The organism is Citrobacter sp. CK188, assembly GCF_030333525.1.
Lineage (GTDB): Bacteria > Pseudomonadota > Gammaproteobacteria > Enterobacterales > Enterobacteriaceae > Citrobacter_B > Citrobacter_B koseri.
In genome coordinates, this window is the sequence record NZ_JAOWFU010000038.1 from 94,948 (window position 1) to 118,611 (window position 23,664).

The following is a 23,664-nucleotide window of genomic DNA, read 5'->3' on the forward strand; positions in this document are numbered from 1 at the left end:
AAACTGGTGGGTCGTGCAGGATTCGAACCTGCGACCAATTGATTAAAAGTCAACTGCTCTACCAACTGAGCTAACGACCCGAGTGGTGGGTGATGACGGGATCGAACCGCCGACCCCCTCCTTGTAAGGGAGGTGCTCTCCCAGCTGAGCTAATCACCCGATACTACGCTGGTAAGATGTTTCCATCTTTAAAGTGGTGGGTCGTGCAGGATTCGAACCTGCGACCAATTGATTAAAAGTCAACTGCTCTACCAACTGAGCTAACGACCCACTTTTGCGCTGCTTTCGGTTTGTTTGAGATCCCCTGGCAACGGCGGCATATATTACTGATTTCAGATTTCAGCGCAACAAAAATTTCGATGTAGATCACTCAACTGCTTAGGAATCGCACGACGAGACCAGAAATAACGCGATTTCTGGTCGCGTGGTGTGCATTACATCGCGTTAAGACGTTTTTGCGCTTGTTTTGCGCCATCAGTGCCAGGGTATTTACTGATAACCTGCTGATAAACCGCTTTGGCTTTTGCCGCGTCGCCTTTGTCCTGCATGATGACGCCGACTTTGTACATCGCGTCAGCCGCTTTTGGTGACTTCGGATAGTTTTTGACTACCGAGGCAAAATAAAATGCGGCATCATCTTTTTTACCTTTGTTGTAATTCAACTGGCCAAGCCAGTAATTGGCATTCGGCTGATAAGTTGAGTCCGGGTATTTTTTGATGAAGTTCTGAAACGCCACAATCGCATCATCCTGGCGGGACTTATCCTGCACCAGAGCAATTGCCGCATTGTAATCGGTATTGGCGTCGCCGCTTTGTACCGGCGCGCCTGACGTCGCCGCGCCCGCGCCAGGCGCAGGTGTTGCGGTTGCCGCCCCGCTTTGCTCGCCGCCCGCCGATGGCGTCGCTGCGCTACCGCTGCTCAGACTGTCCATCTGTAGCAGGATCTGCTTCTGCCGTTCAACAACCTGATTCAGCTGATACTGGCTTTCCTGGATTTGACCACGCAGGGAATCAATATCGGACTGATTATCAGAGAGTTGTTGCTGGAGTTGGGTTAAAAGCTGGCTGTGAGCATTCGAAATACGCTCGAGTTGAGTGACGCGGTCTTCGACCGAGCCTGAGCCGACACTACTGATTGGCGCCTGAGCAAAAGCGGCCCAGGGGGCCGCTATGCCAACCAGTAACGACAGACTCAACAGGTGATGTCTGAAGTTACTGCTCATGCAATTCTCTTAGTAAACCAGTACGGCGCGACGGTTTTTAGCGTAAGCCGCTTCGTCGTGACCCAGTACTGCGGGTTTTTCTTTACCGTAAGAAACGATGGAGATCTGGTCAGCAGAAACGCCTTTACCCTGCAAGTACATCTTAACAGCGTTAGCACGGCGTTCGCCCAGGGAGATGTTGTACTCAGGAGTACCACGTTCGTCCGCATGACCTTCTACGGTGACTTTGTAAGACGGGTTGCTACGCAGGAAGTTAGCGTGCGCATCCAGCATTGCCGCGAAGTCAGAACGAATATCGTACTTGTCCAGATCGAAGTAAACGATGTTGTTCTGCTGCAATTGCTGCATCTGCAAACGCGCTTGCTCTTCAGAAGACATGTTGCCGCTGCCGTTCGCATCCATACCAGTGCCTGCACCCAGCATGCCTTCGCTGCCGTCATTGCTGGCGTTCTTGTTGGAAGAACATGCAGCAATTGCCATAACAGGCAGAGCGATCATCAGCCCTTTCAGCACTTTGTTCAGTTGCATTTCAATGATTCCTTTACTAATCAATTAATTATTATCACAGATACGGCGACCAGGCAGGGAATTTAACCTGACCATCGGTTGCCGGAAGACGCGCCTTGAAACGCCCATCTGTAGAAACCAAATTCAGCACGGATCCCATCCCCTGAGAAGAGCTGTAGATTACCATAGTGCCGTTAGGTGCCAGACTTGGCGTTTCATCCAGGAACGTTGACGACAGAACCTGTACGCCACCCGCTACCAGATCTTGTTTGGCAATGTGCTGCTGACCATTCGCCGAGCTTACCATTACCATAAATTTACCGTCGCTGCTCACATCCGCATCCTGGTTTTGCGAACCTTCCCAGGTGATACGCTGCGGAGCACCGCCGTTCACGTTAACTTTATACACCTGCGGACGACCGGCCTGGTCAGAGGTAAAGGCCAGGTTCTGGCTGTCCGGGAACCATGTTGGTTCGGTGTTGTTGCTGCGACCATCCGTCACCTGACGAATCTGACCAGAACCAATGTCCATCACATACAGGTTCAGGCTACCGGTTTTAGACAACGCAAACGCCAGTTTGCTGCCATCCGGCGAGAACGCAGGCGCGCCGTTGTGACGCGGGAACGACGCAACCTGACGCACAGCCCCGTTAGCCAGCGTCTGGATAACCAGCGCGGAACGACCGCTTTCGAAGGTTACGTAGGCCAGTTTAGAGCCGTCAGGAGACCACGCCGGAGACATCAGCGGCTGCGGAGAACGGTGAACCACGAACTGGTTGTAGCCATCGTAGTCAGACACGCGCAACTCATACGGGAACTGGCCGCCGTTAGTCTGCACAACGTAAGCGATACGGGTGCGGAATGCGCCCTTGATGCCGGTCAGCTTCTCAAACACTTCATCACTTGCAGTATGGCCAGCATAACGCAGCCACTGCTTGTTCACTTTGTAAGAGTTCTGCGCCAGTACAGTACCCGGTGCGCCGCCAGTGTCAACCAGCTGATAAGCAACATTGTAGGAACCGTCAGGATTCGGAGTCACCTGACCGACAACAACCGCATCAATACCCAGCGCAGACCATGCCGCCGGCTGAACTTCTTGCGCCGTACCCGGCTGCTGCGGCAGACGAGAACGATCCAACGGATTGAATTTACCGCTGTTGCGCAGGTCAGCGCCAACGATGCCGCCAATATCTTCAGGCGCAGCTCCCGGCCCTGCCCACTGGAATGGCACAACGCCAATTGGGCGCGCCGAGTCCACCCCCTGGGTGATCTCGATACGTACTTCTGCGTGCAGCACCGCTGCCCACAGCATTAAGAAACCAAATGCTACTCGTAATGCCTGCTTCATCATATCTCCCTTATCCGGGCGGAAAGCCCACGATAATTTAGCAGAATGTTAACAAACTCAAATACACAAAACTACCAGAACCCAGCGACTCTCGTTGCGTTTCTTTCCCCGCCGTGACGGGGAAAGTTTAGCTTACGGTTTAAAGTCCAGAGGTGCGTTTTTAAACACTTCGTATACCGCCTGGCTTGGTGGTTTTGGAATCTTCGCCTGTCGGGCCGCAGCAAGCGCTGCCTGACAAAGCGCGGGATCGCCACCTTCAGACTGAATATCCAGCAACAGGCCGTCTGGCGCCAGTTTTATACGCAGCGTACAGGTTTTACCTGCATAGGACGATGCGTCGTAAAACTTACTTTCAATGGCCGATTTAATCTGCCCGGCATAGTTGCTGATATCCGCGCCTGATGCGCCATTGTTTTTAGTATTACCACTCCCCGCAGGAGAAGCATTGCTTCCTGCCGCCCCGCCGCCGGTTTTCGGCGCATTCTTACCGGAGCTTAAATCGCCCAACAGGTCATCGACGCCAGATGCGGCAGCGGCTTTTTCGGCTGCGGCTTTCTTCGCAGCAGCCGCTTTATCTGCCGCAGCTTTCTTATCGGCAGCAGCCTTCTCAGCAGCAGCTTTTTTTGCTGCTGCCGCTTTCTCAGCGGCGGCTTTGTCGGCGGCAGCTTTCTTCTCTGCGGCCGCTTTTTCAGCAGCAGCCTTTTCTGCTGCGGCTTTCTTCGCGGCCTCTGCCTGAGCCTGCTTAGCCGCCTCCGCTTCCGCTTTTTTCTTCGCGTCGGCGGCGGCTTTTGCCGCTTCAGCTTCGGCTTTCTTCTTCGCATCAGCAGCCGCTTTTACCGCTTCAGCTTCCGCTTTCTTCTGCGCTTCCGCCGCTGCTTTAGCCTGCGCGTCCGCTTTCGCTTTCGCATCCGCTGCGGCTTTCGCCGCCGCTTCTTCAGCCTGTTTCTGCTGCTCCTGCGCTTTCTTCGCGGCCGCTTCCGCTTGTTTCTGCTGTTCCGCCTGCTCGCGCGCCTGTTCCTGCGCGGCTAAACGTTCTTTCTCAAGTTGCTTCAGTCGTTCCTGTTCAGCCGCCTGCTTCTCGCGAAGCTCTTCAGCTTGCTGCTGCGCCTGCTTTTCACGCTGTTCCGCCGCACGCTTCGCGCTCGCCTGTTGCTGCTGCTGACGATCGTACTGCTGAACAACTGCGCCGGGATCGACCATGACGGCGTCGATGGAAGAACCACCGCCGCCCCCGGCTGAAGCCTCTATATGCTCATCGAACGAACTCCAGATCAGCACTGCAAATAAGATGACATGCAGTACCGCTGAAATAATTATCGCCCGTTTGAGCTTGTCGTTTTGTTCGGTTGCCTTTGACACTCTCGGTTCCCAAAAACTGTGCGCCTGTTACTTGCTATCTTTACGTCCCGGAGACGCAGAAGATCAGATAGGCTGCGTCATCAAGCCAACCGATTTCACGCCCGCACTGTGTAACAAGTTCAGCGCTTTAATTATTTCATCGTAAGGCACGTCTTTCGCGCCACCGATTAAGAAGACCGTTTTCGGATTGGACTCCAGGCGACTTTTCGCTTCGGCAATAACCTGCTCTGGCGGCAACTGATCCATCCTGTCTTTCTCAACCACCACGCTGTATTGCCCAATACCGGAAACTTCAATAATGACCGGCGGATCGTCATTGGTGCTGACGGCCTGCGACTCGGTCGCGTCCGGCAGATCGACTTCCACACTCTGGGTAATGATCGGCGCCGTCGCCATGAAAATCAGCAGCAGCACCAACAGTACGTCGAGCAACGGTACAATGTTGATTTCGGACTTGAGATCGCGACGACCTCGTCCACGCGTTCTGGCCATGGCTTACCCCTTGTTGCTCTCGCTACTGGTAAACGCCTGACGGTGCAGAATGGCGGTGAACTCTTCCATAAAGTTGTCGTAATTCAGTTCCAGCTTGTTCACGCGCTGATTCAGACGGTTGTAGGCCATAACCGCTGGAATCGCCGCAAACAGACCGATAGCCGTTGCAATCAGCGCTTCCGCGATACCCGGCGCCACCATTTGCAGCGTCGCCTGTTTCACCGCACCGAGGGCGATAAACGCGTGCATAATCCCCCATACCGTACCAAACAGACCAATATACGGACTGATGGAACCCACGGTGCCGAGGAAAGGAATGTGCGTCTCTAATGTTTCCAGCTCACGGTTCATGGAGATACGCATCGCACGGGACGCCCCCTCAACAACCGCTTCCGGCGCATGGTTGTTTGCACGATGCAGACGCACAAACTCTTTGAACCCGCTATAGAAGATTTGTTCCGAACCCGCGAGGCTATCACGACGCCCCTGGCTCTCCTGATACAGGCGAGACAGTTCGATTCCAGACCAGAATTTATCTTCGAACGCTTCCGCTTCGCGCGCCGCAGCGTTAAGAATACGAGTCCGCTGGATGATGATAGCCCAGGATGCGATTGAAAAACCAATCAAAATCAACATGATAAGTTTAACCAGAAGGCTTGCCTTCAGGAACAAATCAAGGATATTCATGTCAGTCACTGCTTAAACTCCGCGACAATAGACTTGGGAAGCGCACGAGGCTTCATTTTGAGTGGATCAACGCAAACAATCAGAACTTCCGCTTCGTTGAGCACGTTGTTCTCTGCGTTGACAATGCGTTGCGTGAAAACCAAAGAGGTGCCACGCATTGACGTAATTTCAGTTTGGACTTCGAGCATATCGTCGAGTCGCGCAGGCGCATAATATTCCAGCGTCATTTTACGCACCACGAAGGCAACCCGTTCAGCCAACAGCACCTGCTGACTGAAGTGATGATGACGCAGCATCTCTGTGCGTGCTCTTTCATAAAAAGCGACGTAACTGGCGTGGTAAACCACACCACCGGCGTCGGTATCCTCATAATAGACACGAACCGGCCATCGAAATATATTCACTGTACATCCCGGTAATGCAAAAAAAGTTAACGCTTTTAAACGTTGCTACTATACGCGCGCGAATGAGGCTTGGGAATGGGGGGAAGTTAAGGGAGAGTAAAAATTTATGGGCTTATGAAAACCCATAAATTTTTAAGGATACTTCTTATTCAAAAGAAGAAAAAAATCAGACCAACAATAAGCACGATATCGGCGAGCAGCGGGCAAAAGATCCCTTGCCAGTGAACGGCGCGAGGACGAAATCCTACGCCATGAATCACGCCCGTACAAACGGCCCACATCAGCAGAAAACCATGCCAGATTTCCAGCTCGCTTGTTTTCGCCGCGAAACGCGTCGGGTCCCAGAAGATGCAGCCTGCCAACACTAACGCCAGCATAAAGGAAAGCGCCCGTAATGGGCGCTTATCCATTACCGCATACAACGTTGCGATAATACTGGTCATTAGCTGTCTTCTTGTCCGGCTTTACCTGATTCTACGTGCTCAAGCGCCAGCGCAGTGATTATCCCAAATGCACAGGCAAGAAGCGTTCCCAGAATCCATGCGAAATACCACATTTTTAGCTCCTTACTTAGTACAGAGAGTGGGTGTTGCTTTCAATATGTTCTTTAGTGATGCGGCCGAACATTTTCCAGTAACACCAGCTGGTGTAGATCAGAATGATCGGTACAAACACCAACGCAACCCAGGTCATCAGGTTCAGCGTTCTCTGGCTGGAGGTCGCATCCCACATGGTCAGGCTCGCATTCATCATGGTGCTGGAAGGCATCACAAACGGGAACATTGCGATACCGGCAGTCAGGATGATGCAGGCCAGAGTCAGAGAAGAGAACAGGAACGCCCATGCTCCTTTCTCCATACGGGAGGTCAGGATAGTCAGCAGCGGCAGAACCACGCCCAGCGCCGGAACCAGCCACAGGATCGGCGTACTGTTGAAGTTCACCATCCACGCACCGGCTTCACGCGCGACTTCTTTGGTCAGCGGGTTAGATGCGGCGTGATGATCCATCGCGGAAGTCACGACATAACCATCAATACCGTAAACCACCCATACGCCCGCCAGCGCGAAGCACACCAGCGTAACCAGCGCGGCTACCTGTGCCGTCGTGCGGGAACGCAGGTGCAGCTCACCCACGGTACGCATTTGCAGATAGGTCGCGCCCTGGGTAATGATCATCCCTACGCTGACGATACCTGCCAGCAGGCCAAACGGGTTCAGCAACTGGAAGAAGTTACCGGTGTAGTACAGACGCAGATACTCGTCGATATGGAACGGTACGCCCTGTAACAGGTTGCCGAACGCCACGCCGATAACCAGCGGCGGCACAAAGCTCCCCACGAAGATGCCCCAGTCCCACATGTTGCGCCAGCGGGTGTCTTCAATCTTGGAACGGTAGTCAAAACCGACCGGACGGAAGAACAAGGACGCCAGCACGAGGATCATCGCCACATAGAAACCGGAAAACGCCGCAGCGTAAACCATCGGCCAGGCGGCGAACAGCGCGCCACCGGCGGTGATCAGCCACACCTGGTTACCGTCCCAGTGCGGGGCGATGGAGTTGATCATAATTCGACGCTCGGTGTCGTTACGACCGAGGAAACGGGTGAGCATGCCCACCCCCATGTCGAAGCCATCGGTAACCGCAAAACCGATCAGCAGAATGCCAACCAGCAGCCACCAGATAAAACGCAATACTTCATAATCGATCATTTGACGACTCCTGTCTTAGCGTGCCGGCTGAGAGGCCACATTGGGCTGCTCAAAGTGATAGCGACCGGTTTTCAGGCTGCTTGGGCCACGGCGTGCAAACTTGAACATTAAGTACAGCTCCGCCACCAGGAACAGGGTATACAGGCCGCAAATCAGGATCATGGAGAACAGCAGGTCACCGACCGTCAGTGACGAGTTCGCCACGGCGGTTGGCAGCACCTCACCGATCGCCCACGGCTGACGACCATATTCGGCAACGAACCAGCCTGCTTCTACAGCAATCCACGGCAGCGGGATGCCGTACAGCGCCGCACGCAGCAGCCATTTTTTCTCACCGATGCGGTTACGAATGACGCTCCAGAAGGAGAGCGCGATGATCGCCAGCAGCAGGAAGCCGCACGCAACCATGATACGGAACGCAAAGTACAGCGGCGCAACGCGTGGGATGGAGTCTTTGGTCGCCATCTCAATTTGCGCTTCGGTCGCGTCAGTGACGTTCGGCGTATAGCGTTTAAGCAGCAGACCGTAGCCCAGATCTTTCTTCACGTTATTGAACTGGTCGCGAACGGCCTGGTCGGTAGAACCGGCACGCAGTTCTTCCAGCAGCGCGTAGGCTTTCATCCCGCTACGGATACGTTCTTCATGCTGCACCATCAGGTCTTTCAGACCGATGACCGGCGTATCGACGGAGCGAGTCGCGATAATACCCAGCGCGTAAGGGATCTGGATAGCCAGTTTGTTTTCCTGCGTCTCCTGATCCGGGATACCGAACAGAGTGAAGGAAGCAGGCGCTGGCTGGGTTTCCCATTCCGCTTCAATCGCGGCGAGTTTAGTTTTCTGCACGTCGCCCATTTCGTAGCCGGATTCGTCACCCAGCACGATAACAGACAGCACAGCAGCCATCCCGAAGCTGGCGGCGATAGCAAAGGAGCGTTTAGCGAACGCGATGTCGCGGCCTTTCAGCAGGTAGTAAGCACTGATACCGAGGATGAACATTGCACCGGTTACATAGCCGGACGCCACAGTGTGAACGAATTTCACCTGCGCAACCGGGTTAAGCACCAGTTCGGAGAAGCTCACCATCTCCATACGCATGGTTTCGAAGTTGAAATCCGATGCGATAGGGTTCTGCATCCAGCCGTTCGCCACAAGTATCCACAGCGCAGACAGGTTGGAACCCAGCGCCACCAGCCAGGTGACACACATATGCTGGACTTTGCCCAGACGGTCCCAGCCAAAGAAGAACAGACCTACAAAGGTGGATTCGAGGAAGAAGGCCATCAAACCTTCGATTGCCAGCGGCGCACCGAAGATATCCCCTACATAGTGGGAATAGTAAGACCAGTTAGTCCCGAACTGGAACTCCATGGTCAGACCGGTAGCCACACCCAGAGCGAAGTTGATACCAAACAACTTGCCCCAGAACTTGGTCATATCTTTATAAATCTGTTTGCCGGAAAGGACGTATACCGTTTCCATAATGGCCAGCAGGAACGCCATACCGAGCGTCAGCGGCACAAACAGGAAGTGGTACATCGCGGTCAAGGCAAACTGTAAGCGCGACAGTTCGACTATATCTAACATCATGACTCCTTGCTCATCGCATGAAGACTCCGAGAGTGAACCCCGTTAGAAAGGGTCACACGCATGCCCCAATAAAATTTATTTGCTCCCCTTCACCGTTGCCGTTTCATCATCAGAGGAAACAGCAATGATAAAAAGTTACAAACATGTTAATAAAAAACCTAAATTGATCCCGCAAATATATTACGCCGTAAAATCCCTACAATAAACAGGTTTTTATTGAGTCAAATTTGCATTTTTCGACATTGATCAATTTATAGCTAATTTACCAGTTTCAGGCCAATTTGATCGGCGATCAATTTATCGTGTTTTGACATCTTTTTCCAAGCATTAAACATTGATTTAAATCAAAAACACCAAAATTCGTTAACGGTGTATACAATGCGTAAACACGGTGAAAACAATGTTGCACATATGTATCTCTGAGGGTGTTGGCGGTTATCTAATAGAAAGGTATATATAAAAAAACAGCATTTCATTTAACGTTATCATCGACGACATTCTTTTGCCGTCTGCAACTATTTAGCGTAGACGCTTCAGCGTAATTTTCCACAGGGTCAATTCGCCATGAAAATAATCACAAATATTTTACTTTTAAGCCCATTGAAATTAACACCGGATTGTTATTATTCCGTTAACAATAAAGCCACGCTAAGCGTGGCTTTAATCTGTTTGTCTGAGATTCAGGCAAGCGTGTAGCTAAACGTTCGGGACTGCCCCGGCAGAAAGAGGCCAGCCCCACTTGCGCCCTCTCCTTTCGCAGGGCACGCCTGTTCATCCATCATGGTCTCTGTACATGCGCTAACGGCTCTGCCGAAGGCAACGGTGGCATCACATGAGGTTGTTTCGGACGGATTGTACAGGCGCAGGATGACATCATCGCGATCCTCTGCTTTTTTCAGCGCGCTTAACAGGCAGCCCACCGGCGACATCGTTAACAGGCTGTAATGTTCCGGTACGCAAACATCGGCCTTGTTGAGTTTCATCGCATCCCAGGGAATTTTGTTATAGCACTGAACAGGCGTCAGCCACGCCTTCGCCTGTTGCGCGACACCGGCGCTAAAAGGCGTTCCGCTATAGCTGAACAGGCTAAACCGACTGCGTAGCATTCCGCGCATTTGTGAATCCGGCACCGCCATTTTGATGCCGGAAGGCCGCCCTGGCCGCAGCAGTAGATCCTCTTTCCCCAGCAGCCCCACCCCACGCAGGAGCGTTAAGGCGAACGTTTTCTTCCCTTCGCCGATAACTTCAAATTCACGTAATCCCTCCGTGAAAAGCGCGAGGCCATTTCTCTCTTCCTGAAGCGCCGCATAGTTCAGCATATTCCAGACCGGTACCGGCGCCTCTTTCCACCCCTCTTCCTGCCAGTTTTCCATCGCGCTGTCCTGTACCGGACGCGTCACTGCGCCAAACTGGGTGTCCGCCAGCACAACATCCGTCGTGAACGGCGTGGGGATTAACACCCGCACGCGGTGATCGTCAGCCTGATTATCCAGCGCCACCTCAACATCAATGCGTCTGCTGTTATGGCTCAGGGTAACGGCGATCTCCACGCCTAACGTTCCGTTGCGCTGCCGTGCGCTGCGTTCGGCAAGATTCGCCGGAACCGCCAGGGTATAGCGAATGACAACCCTGCTCTGCCATGCGTCATGAATCACTTCATATTCCGGTTTTGCCGTCGTCGAAGTAAGCAGCCACTCTTCTCTGGCGGGGGAGTAATCGTACTCATCGCCATCGTCTGACCCCTCTTCCAGCGCCAGTATGCGCTGATAACGCACGCCGCTGTCTTTATCGCGCAGGTTCAGCGTACCGTCATCATTCGCCGTAATCTGCCAGAACGCGTTCTCCAGCAGCGCGTCTGATGAAACCGTCGGGCTCACCACATTGCCCGCTGCGTTCGGTTCGATATAAAGCGTGCGATAGCCCATTGAAGGGATAATCTGCTGGATCTGGATATCAAATTCCATAAACGGCTCGTAGTTACCGTAATGCACAATCTGGCGGTCAATTAAACCGGGATCGATCTCCCGGGCATGGCGAATGCAATAAGGAATGGCGTTGCCCCGATCATCCCGCAGAGAGAACTGGCTGGCGCGCAGGCGTACCGTGGTGTTAATCACCTCTTCACGCGGCCACGGCATCAGGTTAAACAGCACCAGTTTGTCGGCATCGCTCTGCGGCATGTTGTCGGCGATTTTGCGCTGATAAAAACAGATCAGGTTGTCGGCCATATCCTCAGCCAGCTCGAAACGGGAGGCAATTTCGCGGTGTACTTTGTCACTGCAACAGCAGCCGATGCTGTCGTGGGCGTGATTCTTCAGAATCTCTTTCCACATTTTCTCCAGCAGGCCGTGGTGATACTCAAACCCCAGCGTCCAGGCCAGCGTCGCCAGCGGCTCAAGAATGTTGACGATTTTGTTCTCAATGCGCGCATGGGCGATTTTGATGTCCATCCGCGTCGAACCAATGGTGCGATGAACGCGCATATATTTGCCATCAATAAACTCGCCTTTCAGCGTGGCAAGCTGCTCGCGGCGGGCTTCTATGTGTTCAAACACCTCTTCAAAGCGGCTCATCACAAACTTACGCTGCGGGTAGATTTCGCGCAGTTTATCCATCACCGCAAAGATATTTTGCTGCAACGGCATCTGATCGTGGCCATTCGGCAGCAAAATTTCTTTGGTCAGCGACGCGCGCTCCAGCACATCGAAGTAGCTGTCGAGACGTTTACGCAGCCCGGCTTCGTCCTCCGGTAAGTACTTACCAATCGCGTAGCCCAGCGGCAGCACCTGCGCCGTCACTTCACTGCCATCCGCGCTTTGCCATAAAAATTCGGTTTTATCGGTGCCGTGGCGTTCCGAACAACCACGCCAGAACATGGCGCGGGTAATACCGAAACCGTTATAGATATGCGGAAGCTGCCCCGACATGCCGAACGAATCCGGCAGATAGCCAATTTTCATCGGTTCGCCAAACGCCAGGCAGTCGCGCATACCGTACATCAGATTACGCACGATCGACTCCCCGGATACCAGCGTGGTATCCGTTTGGGTATACCACGGGCCGATAATCAGTTTTCCGGCCTGCACCAGTTTTCTTACCCGCGCTTTATTTTCCGCTTTGACGGCGAAATAGTCCTCCAGCACCGCCGTCTGCCCGTCAAGGACATAGTATTTATACTCTGCATCCTGCTCCAGGCGGGTCAGGATCTCCTCCATATTGTTGACCAGCAAAATACGTGACGCTTCCGTGGTGAAATACCATTCACGATCCCAGTGCATGTGCGGCGTAATGTGAACGCGAGATACTGCTTTCATCTTCGTTTCCTGTTAGTTCGTTTATGGCAACACATTGTTAGTCAGATACTTGCCCTGCTTTACCGCATAACGACGCCAGAACAGCAGGATGGTGGTCGATATCGCTGTCCCCACTAACGCTGCGCCAAACCAGCCTGCGGCGGCGACGAAACCGCCGTATCCGGCGTCATGCAAAAGAAAGAGTGAGAAAATGCCTGCGCCCGGCGTCGAAAGACCAATATTCATCGCGCCAACAATCGCGCCCGTCACCATTGACCCCAGAACAAAAGAACCGATAACCCGCAGCGGATCTTCAATCGCCATCGGAATTGCCCCTTCCGTAATGCCCGCCAGCCCCAGTAGCCAGGTCGACTTTCCTGTTTCGATCTCAAACTCTTTGAACAACCTCGGCGCCAGCATCGTTGATGCCGTTACGGTGAAGGCAGACACCATTTTGACCGAGGCGAAAATGGCATACGGGCCGTAGACGCCGTTCGCCATCGCCCCAAGACAGAACGCGTAAGACGCTTTATTGACCGGCCCGCCCAAATCGAAAGAACACATAAAGCCAAGAATCGCGCCAAGCAGCAGCGCATTGGCGCCGCTCAGCCCATTAAGCCAGGCGGTCAGCGCGTTGTTGATCCACGCAACGGGCTCGCCCACCACAAACAGCATCAGGCTGCCCGCGCCTAAGGTGCCGATAACCGGATACAGATAGAAGGTCAGGAAGCCGTTGAATTTACTGCTCAGGCGAAGATGGTTTTTCACCCAGCGCATCAGATATCCGGCGATCAACCCCCCCGCGATCGCGCCGAGAAAGCCGGAGCCAATCATATTGGCGGCAAGGCCGGCGGCGAATCCGGGGGCCAGCGCGGGTTTATCCGCCAGCGAATAGGCGGTATAAGCGGCGAGCACCGGCACCATCAGGATGCCGAGCATCCCGCCGCCCAGCTTGCGGTACATCCACAGCCAGGAGTTCTCCTGATCGAAGAGATGCTGCAAGCCGAGCATTTGCGCCAGCAGCACCGACACGGCCAGTACGGTTCCCCCGGCGACAATCAGCGGCACGGCGAACGAGATGCCGCTCAACAGCGCCTGTTTTAACTCCGTTTTTAGACTCTTAGGCGCTGCCGTTTCCTGGTAAACCGCGCGATCGCCCTGCGCGGGTTCCAGCGCCAGCGCTTGTTGGATCAATGCTTCGGCGTGGCGGATAGGTTCGGCGACGGGCACCGACAGCGCAGGAATGCCCGCAAAGCGCTCACTCTCTTTTATCGCCACCTCTGCGGCGAAAATGCAGGCTTTTGCCGCGTTGAGCTGCTGCGCGGTAAGACGGCCTTCAATTCCGTTAGCGCCCTGCTTTTCCACATACACGTTCACGCCCAGTTTGCGTCCCGCTTTTTCCAGATACTCCGCCGCCATATAGGTGTGCGCAATTCCCGCCGGACACGCCGTTACGCAGACGATGGTCGGCGCATCCTGTAAGGGCTGAAAAGCGCTTTCCTGATATTGGTCGTCCAGCGCCGACAGTAGCTCATCCGCCGTGGTCGCAGCCAGAATCCTCGCGCGGGTGTCATCATCCGCCAGTCGCGTGGTGAGTGCGGTCAGCAACTGCATATGGGTGCTTCCCGCTTCGCCTGGCGGAATGGCGAGCAGAAAAATCAGCGTCACCGCTTCCGGCCCGTCAACCCCTTCCCACATCATGGGTTCGCGCAGGGTGGCCACGGCAAATGCCGCTTCTTTAACCGCCGACGTTTTACCATGCGGCACCGCCAGCCCTTCTCCCAACGCCGTTGGCCCCTGACTTTCACGCAAAAAGACTTCTTCAAGGTAAGCATCGGAATCTGAAATTTTCCCCAGTTGCACGAGCCGCTGGGTTAACGCGTGAATAGCCTCTTCACGACTGCCAAACCGGGCGTTCAGGCATAACGCATCGCGGTGGGTTAACGTCGTCAGGTTCATCATAGTCCTCACACTGTCATTGTATGTTTCAGAAATTGTGCCAGATGAAACAATACATTTATGTGATCATTTTCACTTAAGAAAAATAATTTGTATTTAATTTGTATTATTTACAAGAGATATTGATCGGGCATAATCAACGAAGTCGTATTAATTCATTCATACAAAAGTAAAAAGATGAGCCAAAAACCGTTATACCGACAGATTGCTGACCGAATCCGCGAGCAGATTGAACGTGGCGAACTGAAAGCAGGCGACGCGTTACCCACCGAGCAGGCATTGCAGCATGCGTTTGGCGTGAGCCGGGTCACGGTACGCCAGGCGCTCAAGCAACTGACCGAACAGCAGATCATCGAAAGCATTCAGGGCAGCGGGACCTATGTGAAAGAAGAGCGGGTCAATTACGATATTTACCAGTTAACCAGCTTTTACGAAAAACTCGCCGATCGCCATGTTGACACCCACAGTGACGTTTTGGTTTTTGAAGTGATCCCGGCGGACGACTTTCTGCGCAACCAGTTACAACTGGCGGAGAACAACCGGGTCTGGCACGTAAAACGCGTGCGTTACATTAAGCAAAAACCCGTCGCCCTCGAAGAGACATGGATGCCGCTGACGCTCTTTCCCGACCTGACCTGGCAGGTGATGGAAAATTCCAAGTATCACTTTATTGAAGAGGTGAAGCAGATGGTCATTGATCGCAGCGAGCAGGAGCTGATCCCAATCATGCCAACCGAAGAAATGAGCCGCACGCTGGCGATCAGCGCAAACAAACCGATCCTGGAGAAAGTCTCCCGCGGATTTTTGAAAGACGGTCAGGTATTTGAATATAGCCGTAATGCGTTTAATACCGATGATTATAAATTTACGTTGATCGCGCGCAGAAAACAGCGCTGATCATGTTTTCTGTTCACGGTATTGTGACAATATGCTACCGGGCTCACAAATAATCCGCCCGGTAAGAAAGAACAAATTATTATCATATTTATCCTTTCATTAACAATGAACCGTGTTCCTATAGAAACATCCATTTCTGTTCCGTTATTTAACTCACAGTTTTGCCTTTGTATTATATTTATCTCTCAATAACCGTTTGCAAAAATAAATAAGACCGCGATCACAAACACAGCATATTATTTATTAACCCCCTGTTCCAATTAAATTAACCAGAGCTGGACAATCAATAATAACTCATTGATAACAAACACCATTCCAATGATTAATTAAGAACATTAGTTTTAAGAAAGATATTTTGAAAATAGATCAATTGCATCCCTTCCCGCCTGCACAGACACTCCATGACTATTAAAAGGTTGCAGAAACCTGAGTGCGCAATATTAAACGAAGACTCTTACCTTTTGTTCATCAGCTCTACAGAGGATTACTCATGAAAAAATCAACACTTGTTATTGGCGTCATTGGTGCTGACTGCCATGCAGTAGGCAATAAAGTTTTGGATCGCGTTTTTACTGCCCATGATTTTCGCGTAATCAATCTGGGGGTCATGGTAAGCCAGGATGAATATATTGATGCCGCAATCGAAACCGGCGCCGATGCGATTGTCGTGTCATCCATTTACGGCCACGGCGATATCGACTGCCTCGGTTTACGTGAACGCTGCATCGAACGCGGTATTGGTGACATTCTGCTCTATGTCGGCGGCAATCTGGTGGTGGGTAAACATGACTTTGCCGACGTGGAAGCGAAGTTTAAAGAGATGGGCTTTAACCGCGTCTTTGCGCCAAGTCATGATCTGGAAGATGTGTGCCGGTTAATGGCCGGGGACATTAACCCGCGTCATGGTGTTGAACAGCGCTGCCTTGAAGAGGCCATCTGATGCAAATCGTCTCTGTCGATATCGGCTCGACATGGACCAAAGCCGCCCTCTTCGCCAGGGAGGGGGATGCGTTAACCCTGGTGAACCATGTCCTGACGCCAACCACCACATACCATCTGGCAGACGGTTTTTTTGCCAGTCTGAATCAGGTGCTGAATGTCGCCGATGCTCGTCCGTTGCTGAAAAGCGGCGAAGTGCAGTTGAAATACTCCTCATCGGCAAAAGGCGGGCTCGCCGTCGCCGCTATGGGGCTGGTGCCGTCTATCACGCTGGAATCCGCAAAAGTTACTGCCCACTCAGCGGGGGCGAAGATCGCGCAATATTACGCGTATAAGCTCAACCGCCATGACATCCAGGCGTTAGAAAACTCGCCGCCGGACATCCTGCTGTTTACCGGCGGTACGGATGGCGGCGAAGAAAGCTACGGCCTGGCGAATGCGCGCGCGCTGGCGAACTCAAATCTGGATTGCGCGATTATTTATGCCGGAAACCGTGACATTCAGGATGAGGTACAGGCCATTCTGGGGCACAAAGATCTGACCACGGTAGACAACATTCTGCCCGACCTCGATCACCCGAATCCGTATGCCGCCCGCCAGGCCATTTGCGATCTGTTCCTGTCCCGCATCGTGAAAGGCAAAGGGCTGGACGTGATTGTTGGCGAAACCGGCGAAGAGCCGATGCCAACGCCGTGGACCGTCTACGAGCTGGTTAAAGCCATCAGCGACATCGACAGCGCATGGAAAGAGTTCATGCTGATCGATATGGGCGGCGCCACCACCGACGTGTACTCCGCCTGCGCCAATATGCTCTCTCCCGATACCGTGCTGCATGGCGTGCCGGAACCGTTCGTCAAACGCACCGTTGAAGGCGATCTCGGGATGCGCGTCTCTGCCCTTGTAGTCGGAGAAAGCACCCAGGAGATGGTAAACGTCGTGTTTGCCCAACAGCCTGAGCGTCAGGAGGCGTTTTACGGCTATCTGCGCCACCTGGTGTCCCACCCCGATTACCTTCCCCGCAGCGACGAAGAGAAATTCTTCGACGCCCTGCTGGCAGGGCTGTGCGTGGGTTATGCCAGCGAACGTCACGCGGGCACCAAAAAGCAGGTCTGCACCTGCGTGGGCAACGTCGACTTACAGATGGGGCGCGACCTCACCACCGTTCGCAAAGTTGTCGGTTCCGGCGGATGGCTCTCCCGCGCCAGTCAGTTCGACATCCATCGCTGGTTGAAATACCGCGAGCTGGACGATGACGGCAGACGCATTCTCTTACCCGGGCAGTTTGACTATTACCGCGATTCAAAAGGCTTGCTTCCTCTGCTGGCGAACGTCGCCAGGCTGTACCCGCAGCTCGCCGCTCGCACCAGTATTCAATGTTTAACCCTATAAAACCTAAGGCAGCTACGAATGGAACTCCGAAATAAAAAGTTAACCCATGACGAATTCATGACCGAGCGGCATCAGGTATTGCAAACCTGGCATACCGGCAAGGACGTCGAGAATTTTGAAGATGGCGTGAAGTATCAGCAAACCATTCCAGAGAAAAAACGCTTTTCTCACGCCCTGTTAAAAGCCGATCAGGAAGGCAAAACGCTCAGCCAGCCGCGCGCGGGCGTGGCGCTGATGGATGAACACATCGCGCTGCTCAAAACGTTGCAGGAAGAGTGCGATCTGCTTCCCAGCACCATCGATGCCTATACCCGTCTGAACCGTTACGAAGAAGCGGCGATCGGTATTCAAAAATCCATCGAAGCAGGCACCTCTAAGCTGAACGGCCTGCCGGTTGTCAACCACGGCGTTGCTGCCTGCCGCCGGATGACGGAAGCGCTGGAAAAACCCATTCAGGTTCGTCACGGTACGCCGGATGCGCGACTGCTGGCGGAAATCGCGATGGCCAGCGGCTTCACCAGCTATGAAGGCGGCGGCATCTCCTACAACATTCCTTACGCCAAGCGCGTCACGCTGGAAAAATCAATCCGCGACTGGCAGTACTGCGACCGTCTGATGGGAATGTATGAAGAGCACGGCATCCGTATTAACCGCGAGCCGTTCGGCCCGCTGACCGGCACGCTGATCCCGCCGTTTATGTCCCACGCGGTCGCCATCATCGAAGGTCTGCTGGCGCTGGAACAGGGCGTGAAGTCGATTACCGTCGGCTATGGTCAGGTGGGCAGCCTGACGCAGGATATCGCCGCCATTCAGTCGCTGCGCGAACTGTCCCACGAATATTTCCAGAACTACGGCTTTGATGATTACGAACTGAGCACCGTCTTCCACCAGTGGATGGGCGGCTTCCCGGAAGATGAATCCAAAGCGTTCGCCATTATCTCCTGGGGCGCGGCGGTGGCGGGTATGTCCGGCGCGACCAAAGTGATCACCAAGAGTCCGCACGAAGCCTTCGGTATCCCAACGGCCGCCGCAAACGCCCAGGGGCTTAAAGCCTCTCGCCAGATGCTCAATATGGTCAGCGACCAGAAGTTCCCGCCGTGCGCGGCCGTGGAACAGGAAGTCGAACTGATTAAGTGCGAAGTCCGTGCGGTGCTGAAAAAAGTCTTTGAGCTGGGTAACGGCGATGTGGCGCGCGGCACGGTGCTGGCTTTTGAAGCTGGCGTGCTGGACGTACCTTTCGCCCCGGCCTCCTGTAACGCAGGCAAAATCCTGCCGGTTCGCGATAACTCCGGCGCCATTCGCATCCTTGAAGCCGGTGCGGTTCCGCTGCCGAAAGATATCCTCGCCCTGCACCACGATTACGTCGCTGAGCGCGCCCATTTTGAAGGACGCAAGCCCTCATTCCAGATGGTTGTTGATGACATCAACGCGGTATCCCACAGTCAATTAATAGGAAGACCATAATGAAAATTAAACAGGCCCTTTTCACCGCTGGCTACTCCTCATTCTATTTCGACGATCAGCAGGCGATTAAAAACGGCGCGGGTCATGATGGATTCATTTATACCGGCGCGCCGGTCACGCCCGGCTTTACCTCTGTGCGTCAGGCGGGCGAGTGCATCTCGGTACAGCTGATTCTGGAAAATGGCGCGGTAGCGGTCGGTGACTGCGCCGCCGTGCAGTATTCCGGCGCTGGCGGTCGTGACCCGCTGTTCCTGGCGGAGCACTTTATTCCGTTCCTGAACGATCACATTAAACCGCTGCTGGAAGGTCGTGATGTCGATGCGTTCCTGCCGAACGCCCGCTTCTTCGACAAGCTGCGCATTGACGGCAATCTGCTGCACACCGCCGTGCGTTACGGCCTGTCGCAGGCGCTGCTCGACGCCACCGCGCTGGCGTCCGGTCGTCTGAAAGCAGAAGTGGTTTGCGATGAATGGCAGTTGCCGTGCGTCCCGGAAGCGATTCCGTTATTTGGTCAGAGCGGCGACGATCGCTATATCGCCGTCGATAAGATGATCCTCAAAGGCGTTGACGTGCTGCCGCATGCGCTGATCAACAACGTGGAAGAGAAACTGGGCTTTCAGGGCGAGAAACTGCGTGAGTATGTACGCTGGCTGTCCGATCGCATCCTGAGCCTGCGCACCAGCCCACGCTATCACCCGACGCTGCATATTGATGTCTACGGCACCATCGGCCTGATTTTCGATATGGACCCGGTACGCTGCGCGGAGTACATCGCCAGCCTGGAGAAAGAAGCGCAGGGTCTGCCGTTGTACATTGAAGGCCCGGTGGATGCCGGTAACAAACCGGATCAGATCCGTCTGCTGACCGCGATCACCAAAGAGCTGACCCGCCTCGGTTCCGGCGTGAAAATTGTCGCTGACGAATGGTGTAACACCTATCAGGACATCGTCGATTTCACTGACGCGGGCAGTTGCCACATGGTGCAGATCAAAACCCCGGATCTCGGCGGCATTCACAACATCGTCGACGCCGTGCTCTATTGCAACAAACACGGGATGGAAGCCTATCAGGGCGGCACCTGTAACGAAACCGAGATCAGCGCCCGCACCTGCGTACATGTCGCGCTGGCCGCGCGCCCGATGCGGATGCTGGTGAAACCGGGTATGGGCTTCGATGAAGGTCTCAACATCGTGTTTAACGAGATGAACCGTACCATCGCGCTGTTGCAGACAAAGGATTGAGAAATGGCACGCACATTTAAGATCTTATCGCCGACGGCCATTCTGGGTTATGGCTTCCCGGAAGAGAGCTTTCGCAAAGCGATGGAGGAGTCGCCGGATCTGATCGCCGTTGACGCCGGTTCCTCCGATCCTGGCCCCCACTACCTGGGGGCAGGGAAACCCTTTACCGACAGGGCGGGAGTGAAACGCGATCTGCGCTATATGATCACCGCAGGCGTAAAAAACGACATCCCGGTGGTGATCGGCACTGCCGGAGGCTCCGGCGCGGCGCCGCATCTGGAGTGGTGTCGCCAGATAATCCTTGAGATTGCTCAGGAAGAGAAACTGTCGTTCTCGATGGCGCTTATCCCGTCAGATGTTGATAAAGCGATCGTTCACCAGGCGCTGGATAACGGCAAAATCACCGCGCTGGATTTCGTCCCGGAACTGACCCACGACGCGATCGACCAAAGCACCTATATCGTCGCGCAAATGGGCATCGAACCTTTCCAGCGGGCGCTGAAAGCCGGTGCGCAGGTGGTGCTGGGCGGGCGCGCTTACGATCCGGCCTGCTTCGCGGCGCTGCCGATCATGCAGGGCTTTGATGAAGGTCTGGCGCTGCACTGCGGCAAGATCCTTGAGTGCGCGGCCATCGCCGCGACGCCGGGTTCCGGTTCCGACTGCGCGATGGGGATCATTGACGATAACGGCTTTACGCTCAAAACGTTCAATCCAAAGCGCAAGTTCACCGAAACCTCTGCGGCGGCGCACACCCTGTATGAGAAATCCGATCCGTACTACCTGCCGGGGCCGGGCGGCGTGCTGAATCTGAAAGGGTGCAGCTTCAAAGCGGTCAACGAGGGCGAGGTCTACGTCAGCGGTTCCCGTCACGAAGAGACGCCGTACGCGCTGAAGCTGGAAGGCGCGCGTCAGGTGGGCTTCCGCTGTCTGACCATCGCCGGGACCCGCGACCCGATCATGATTGCCAGCATTGACACCATTCTCGAAGAGGTGAAGACCAGCGTGGCGCGTAACCTCTCGCTGAATGATGACAGCATCCGCATGACATTCCACCTGTACGGTAAGAACGGGGTGATGGGCAATCATGAACCGATGCAGAGCGCCGGGCACGAACTGGGCATATTGCTTGACGTGGTCGCGCCGACGCAGGATATCGCCAACAGCGTCTGTTCGCTGGTGCGTTCCACCCTCCTGCACTACGGCTATGAAAACCGGATTGCAACGGCGGGCAACCTCGCCTTCCCGTTCTCGCCTTCCGATATTCAAAGCGGGCCAGTGTATGAGTTTTCAATCTATCACCTGATTGAAGCGAGCGACGCGCTGCAATTTGATTTCCACCTCGAACAGGTGACGCCGGAAGGAGTTCAGGCATGAAACACTCTATTTGCTCACTGGCGCAGGTGATTCGTTCCAAAAACGCCGGACCGTACGAACTGGTTTTAGATATTTTGTTTAAAACCCGGGAAGACTATCAGCGGGTAAAAGCATCGGAACAATTAACGCCGCAGCTTATTGCCCGTTTATATAACGTCGAGCCTGATTTTATTCATCGCATTGTCTGGTTTGATCCGGCAAATGCGGTAAAAATTGTCATGCCGCGCGATATTATTTCCGGCAACGTTGGTGACAATGATGTTTATGGCGCGCAGCAACACGCGCCGCTATTAAGTATTACCTTCGACTTGTAGTCATAACAATACAACAACAGCCATCAGGATACAGGATTTTGCTGTATCACTGTTTTCCTGATTATTCATGCGGTTGGTCATAACAGGCGCGTACCTGAGCGGTTGTCTTCGTTCGGGTATGCGCTGCCCTACACATTATTCTCCAACCATTATCCGATGGAGCAAACATGAAAAAAATAAGTTTAACCAAAATGATCATATTAGGCCTGATACTCGGCATGATTGCCGGGGTGGCCATTAATAATATGGCATCGGCTGAAACAGCAAAATCGTACGCCCAGGACATCTCTATTTTTACCACCATATTTTTACGCATGGTAAAAATGATTATTGCCCCCCTGGTTATTTCAACATTAGTGGTGGGGATCGCCAAAATGGGCGATGCCAAAACGCTGGGGCGTATATTCTCTAAAACCTTTTTCCTGTTTATTTGCGCCTCATTATTGTCTATTGCGTTGGGTCTGGTCATCGTCAATATGTTCCAGCCAGGCGCAGGCATTAACTTTGTGGCACACGACGCAGGCGCGGTTGCCGCCGTGCAGTCTGAACCCTTCACGCTGAAAGTCTTTATCTCGCACGCCGTGCCCACCAGCATTATCGATGCGATGGCGCGCAACGAGATCCTGCAAATTGTGGTGTTCTCCATTTTCCTCGGTTGCAGCCTGGCCGCTGTTGGTGAAAAAGGCGCCGCCATCGTTAAAGTGCTCGACTCGCTGGTGCACGTCATGCTGAAGCTGACAGGTTACGTGATGCTGTTTGCGCCGCTGACCGTCTTTGCCGCCATCTCCGGTTTGATTGCTGAACGCGGTCTGGGCGTGATGGTCAGCGCCGGGATCTTCATGGGCGAGTTCTACCTGACGCTGGGGATGCTGTGGGCGATCCTGATTGGCCTGTCAACAATGATTGTCGGGCCGTGCATCAGTCGTCTGACCAAAGCAATCTTCGAACCCGCGCTGCTGGCCTTTACCACGTCCAGCTCGGAAGCGGCTTTCCCCGGTACGCTGGACAAACTGGAGAAGTTTGGCGTCTCTTCCAAGATTGCCAGCTTCGTACTGCCTATCGGTTACTCCTTTAACCTCGTCGGCTCAATGGCCTACTGCTCGTTTGCCACCGTGTTTATCGCCCAGGCGTGCAACATTGAACTGAGCATGGGCGAGCAGATCACCATGCTGCTGATTCTGATGCTGACCTCCAAAGGAATGGCAGGCGTGCCGCGTGCGTCAATGGTGGTTATCGCCGCTACCCTCAACCAGTTCAACATTCCAGAAGCCGGTCTGATCCTGCTGATGGGCGTCGATCCGTTCCTCGATATGGGCCGTTCTGCCACCAACGTGATGAGTAATGCGATGGGGGCGGCGATTGTCGGTCGTTGGGAAGGCGAGCACTTCGGCGCAGGCTGCCGTGGCAAAGCACCGGTCAAAACCCCGGAACAGGAGCGCCCGGCAACCGAACACTCAGAAGTGGCGATGTCCTGATA

Annotated in this window: 21 protein-coding genes and 3 tRNA genes; 8 read left to right on the forward strand and 16 right to left on the reverse strand. The window is 53.9% G+C overall.

The features are described from left to right. Positions 1–4: 4 nt before the first annotated feature. The 16 genes from OGV67_RS20945 to mngA form a co-directional block, all read right to left on the reverse strand. Positions 5–80: transfer RNA gene (locus tag OGV67_RS20945), tRNA-Lys, on the reverse strand. Positions 81–83: 3 nt separating this feature from the next. Continuing rightward, a tRNA-Val gene (locus OGV67_RS20950) sits at positions 84–159 on the reverse strand. 35 nt (positions 160–194) lie between these two features. Further along, positions 195–270: transfer RNA gene (locus OGV67_RS20955), tRNA-Lys, on the reverse strand. 164 nt (positions 271–434) lie between these two features. Continuing rightward, the gene (gene cpoB, locus OGV67_RS20960) at positions 435–1,223 is read right to left on the reverse strand and encodes a cell division protein CpoB (RefSeq protein ID WP_012133241.1); all 789 of its coding nucleotides are present in this window, start codon (positions 1,221–1,223) and stop codon (positions 435–437) included. A gap of 9 nt (positions 1,224–1,232) precedes the next feature. Further along, positions 1,233–1,751, reverse strand: a complete 519-nt coding sequence (gene pal / locus OGV67_RS20965; protein ID WP_003022983.1) for a peptidoglycan-associated lipoprotein Pal — start codon at positions 1,749–1,751, stop codon at positions 1,233–1,235. A 34-nt stretch (positions 1,752–1,785) separates the two neighbouring features. Further along, positions 1,786–3,078 carry a Tol-Pal system beta propeller repeat protein TolB gene (tolB, locus tag OGV67_RS20970; RefSeq protein WP_024130523.1) on the reverse strand — a complete coding sequence of 431 codons (1,293 nt, stop codon included), beginning with the start codon at positions 3,076–3,078 and terminating at the stop codon, positions 1,786–1,788. Between the two features lie 132 nt (positions 3,079–3,210). Next, entirely contained in the window at positions 3,211–4,437 is a 1,227-nt protein-coding gene (gene tolA / locus OGV67_RS20975; RefSeq protein WP_047458058.1) for a cell envelope integrity protein TolA, read from the reverse strand. 63 nt (positions 4,438–4,500) lie between these two features. Then, positions 4,501–4,929: a colicin uptake protein TolR gene (tolR, locus tag OGV67_RS20980; RefSeq protein WP_012133245.1), complete on the reverse strand. Its 429-nt coding sequence runs from the start codon at positions 4,927–4,929 to the stop codon at positions 4,501–4,503. Positions 4,930–4,932: 3 nt separating this feature from the next. Further along, a complete protein-coding gene (gene tolQ, locus OGV67_RS20985; protein ID WP_024130524.1) occupies positions 4,933–5,625 on the reverse strand; it encodes a Tol-Pal system protein TolQ in 693 nt (230 codons plus the stop codon). Beyond that, on the reverse strand, positions 5,622–6,020 hold the full coding sequence (gene ybgC / locus OGV67_RS20990; RefSeq protein WP_012133247.1) for a tol-pal system-associated acyl-CoA thioesterase: 399 nt from the start codon (positions 6,018–6,020) through the stop codon (positions 5,622–5,624). Before ybgC ends, tolQ begins: the two co-directional genes overlap by 4 nt. Before the next feature lie 149 nt (positions 6,021–6,169). Further along, complete coding sequence (ybgE, locus tag OGV67_RS20995) at positions 6,170–6,463, reverse strand: cyd operon protein YbgE (protein ID WP_012133248.1); 294 nt, start codon at positions 6,461–6,463, stop codon at positions 6,170–6,172. After that, positions 6,463–6,576, reverse strand: coding sequence for a cytochrome bd-I oxidase subunit CydX (gene cydX / locus OGV67_RS21000; protein WP_003022970.1), 114 nt, complete (start codon positions 6,574–6,576; stop codon positions 6,463–6,465). Before cydX ends, ybgE begins: the two co-directional genes overlap by 1 nt. 14 nt (positions 6,577–6,590) lie before the next feature. Further along, a complete protein-coding gene (gene cydB / locus OGV67_RS21005; RefSeq protein ID WP_012133250.1) occupies positions 6,591–7,730 on the reverse strand; it encodes a cytochrome d ubiquinol oxidase subunit II in 1,140 nt (379 codons plus the stop codon). Positions 7,731–7,745: 15 nt separating this feature from the next. Then, the gene (cydA, locus tag OGV67_RS21010; RefSeq protein WP_024130525.1) at positions 7,746–9,314 is read right to left on the reverse strand and encodes a cytochrome ubiquinol oxidase subunit I; all 1,569 of its coding nucleotides are present in this window, start codon (positions 9,312–9,314) and stop codon (positions 7,746–7,748) included. A gap of 683 nt (positions 9,315–9,997) precedes the next feature. Beyond that, positions 9,998–12,631 (reverse strand): mannosylglycerate hydrolase, encoded by a 2,634-nt coding sequence (gene mngB, locus OGV67_RS21015; RefSeq protein WP_115614951.1) that lies wholly within the window; start codon positions 12,629–12,631, stop codon positions 9,998–10,000. Positions 12,632–12,652: 21 nt separating this feature from the next. Continuing rightward, positions 12,653–14,569 (reverse strand): PTS 2-O-a-mannosyl-D-glycerate transporter subunit IIABC, encoded by a 1,917-nt coding sequence (gene mngA, locus OGV67_RS21020; protein WP_115614952.1) that lies wholly within the window; start codon positions 14,567–14,569, stop codon positions 12,653–12,655. Between the two features lie 177 nt (positions 14,570–14,746). On the opposite strand from mngA, the gene OGV67_RS21025 reads away from it, so the two are divergent. From OGV67_RS21025 to OGV67_RS21060, 8 genes are all read left to right on the forward strand, one after another. Next, positions 14,747–15,466 carry a GntR family transcriptional regulator gene (locus OGV67_RS21025; RefSeq protein WP_115614953.1) on the forward strand — a complete coding sequence of 240 codons (720 nt, stop codon included), beginning with the start codon at positions 14,747–14,749 and terminating at the stop codon, positions 15,464–15,466. A 490-nt stretch (positions 15,467–15,956) separates the two neighbouring features. Next, a complete protein-coding gene (gene glmS / locus OGV67_RS21030; protein WP_012133257.1) occupies positions 15,957–16,406 on the forward strand; it encodes a methylaspartate mutase subunit S in 450 nt (149 codons plus the stop codon). Continuing rightward, positions 16,406–17,794 (forward strand): methylaspartate mutase accessory protein GlmL, encoded by a 1,389-nt coding sequence (gene glmL / locus OGV67_RS21035; RefSeq protein ID WP_012133258.1) that lies wholly within the window; start codon positions 16,406–16,408, stop codon positions 17,792–17,794. Before glmS ends, glmL begins: the two co-directional genes overlap by 1 nt. An 18-nt stretch (positions 17,795–17,812) precedes the next feature. Continuing rightward, positions 17,813–19,258, forward strand: coding sequence for a methylaspartate mutase subunit E (locus OGV67_RS21040; protein ID WP_012133259.1), 1,446 nt, complete (start codon positions 17,813–17,815; stop codon positions 19,256–19,258). Beyond that, entirely contained in the window at positions 19,258–20,499 is a 1,242-nt protein-coding gene (locus OGV67_RS21045) for a methylaspartate ammonia-lyase (protein WP_012133260.1), read from the forward strand. Before OGV67_RS21040 ends, OGV67_RS21045 begins: the two co-directional genes overlap by 1 nt. Before the next feature lie 3 nt (positions 20,500–20,502). Beyond that, positions 20,503–21,873, forward strand: coding sequence for an acyclic terpene utilization AtuA family protein (locus tag OGV67_RS21050; RefSeq protein ID WP_047458076.1), 1,371 nt, complete (start codon positions 20,503–20,505; stop codon positions 21,871–21,873). After that, positions 21,870–22,187: a DUF4387 domain-containing protein gene (locus OGV67_RS21055; protein ID WP_012133262.1), complete on the forward strand. Its 318-nt coding sequence runs from the start codon at positions 21,870–21,872 to the stop codon at positions 22,185–22,187. Before OGV67_RS21050 ends, OGV67_RS21055 begins: the two co-directional genes overlap by 4 nt. A gap of 167 nt (positions 22,188–22,354) precedes the next feature. Next, complete coding sequence (locus OGV67_RS21060) at positions 22,355–23,662, forward strand: dicarboxylate/amino acid:cation symporter (RefSeq protein ID WP_012133264.1); 1,308 nt, start codon at positions 22,355–22,357, stop codon at positions 23,660–23,662. The last annotated feature ends 2 nt before the right edge of the window (positions 23,663–23,664 follow it).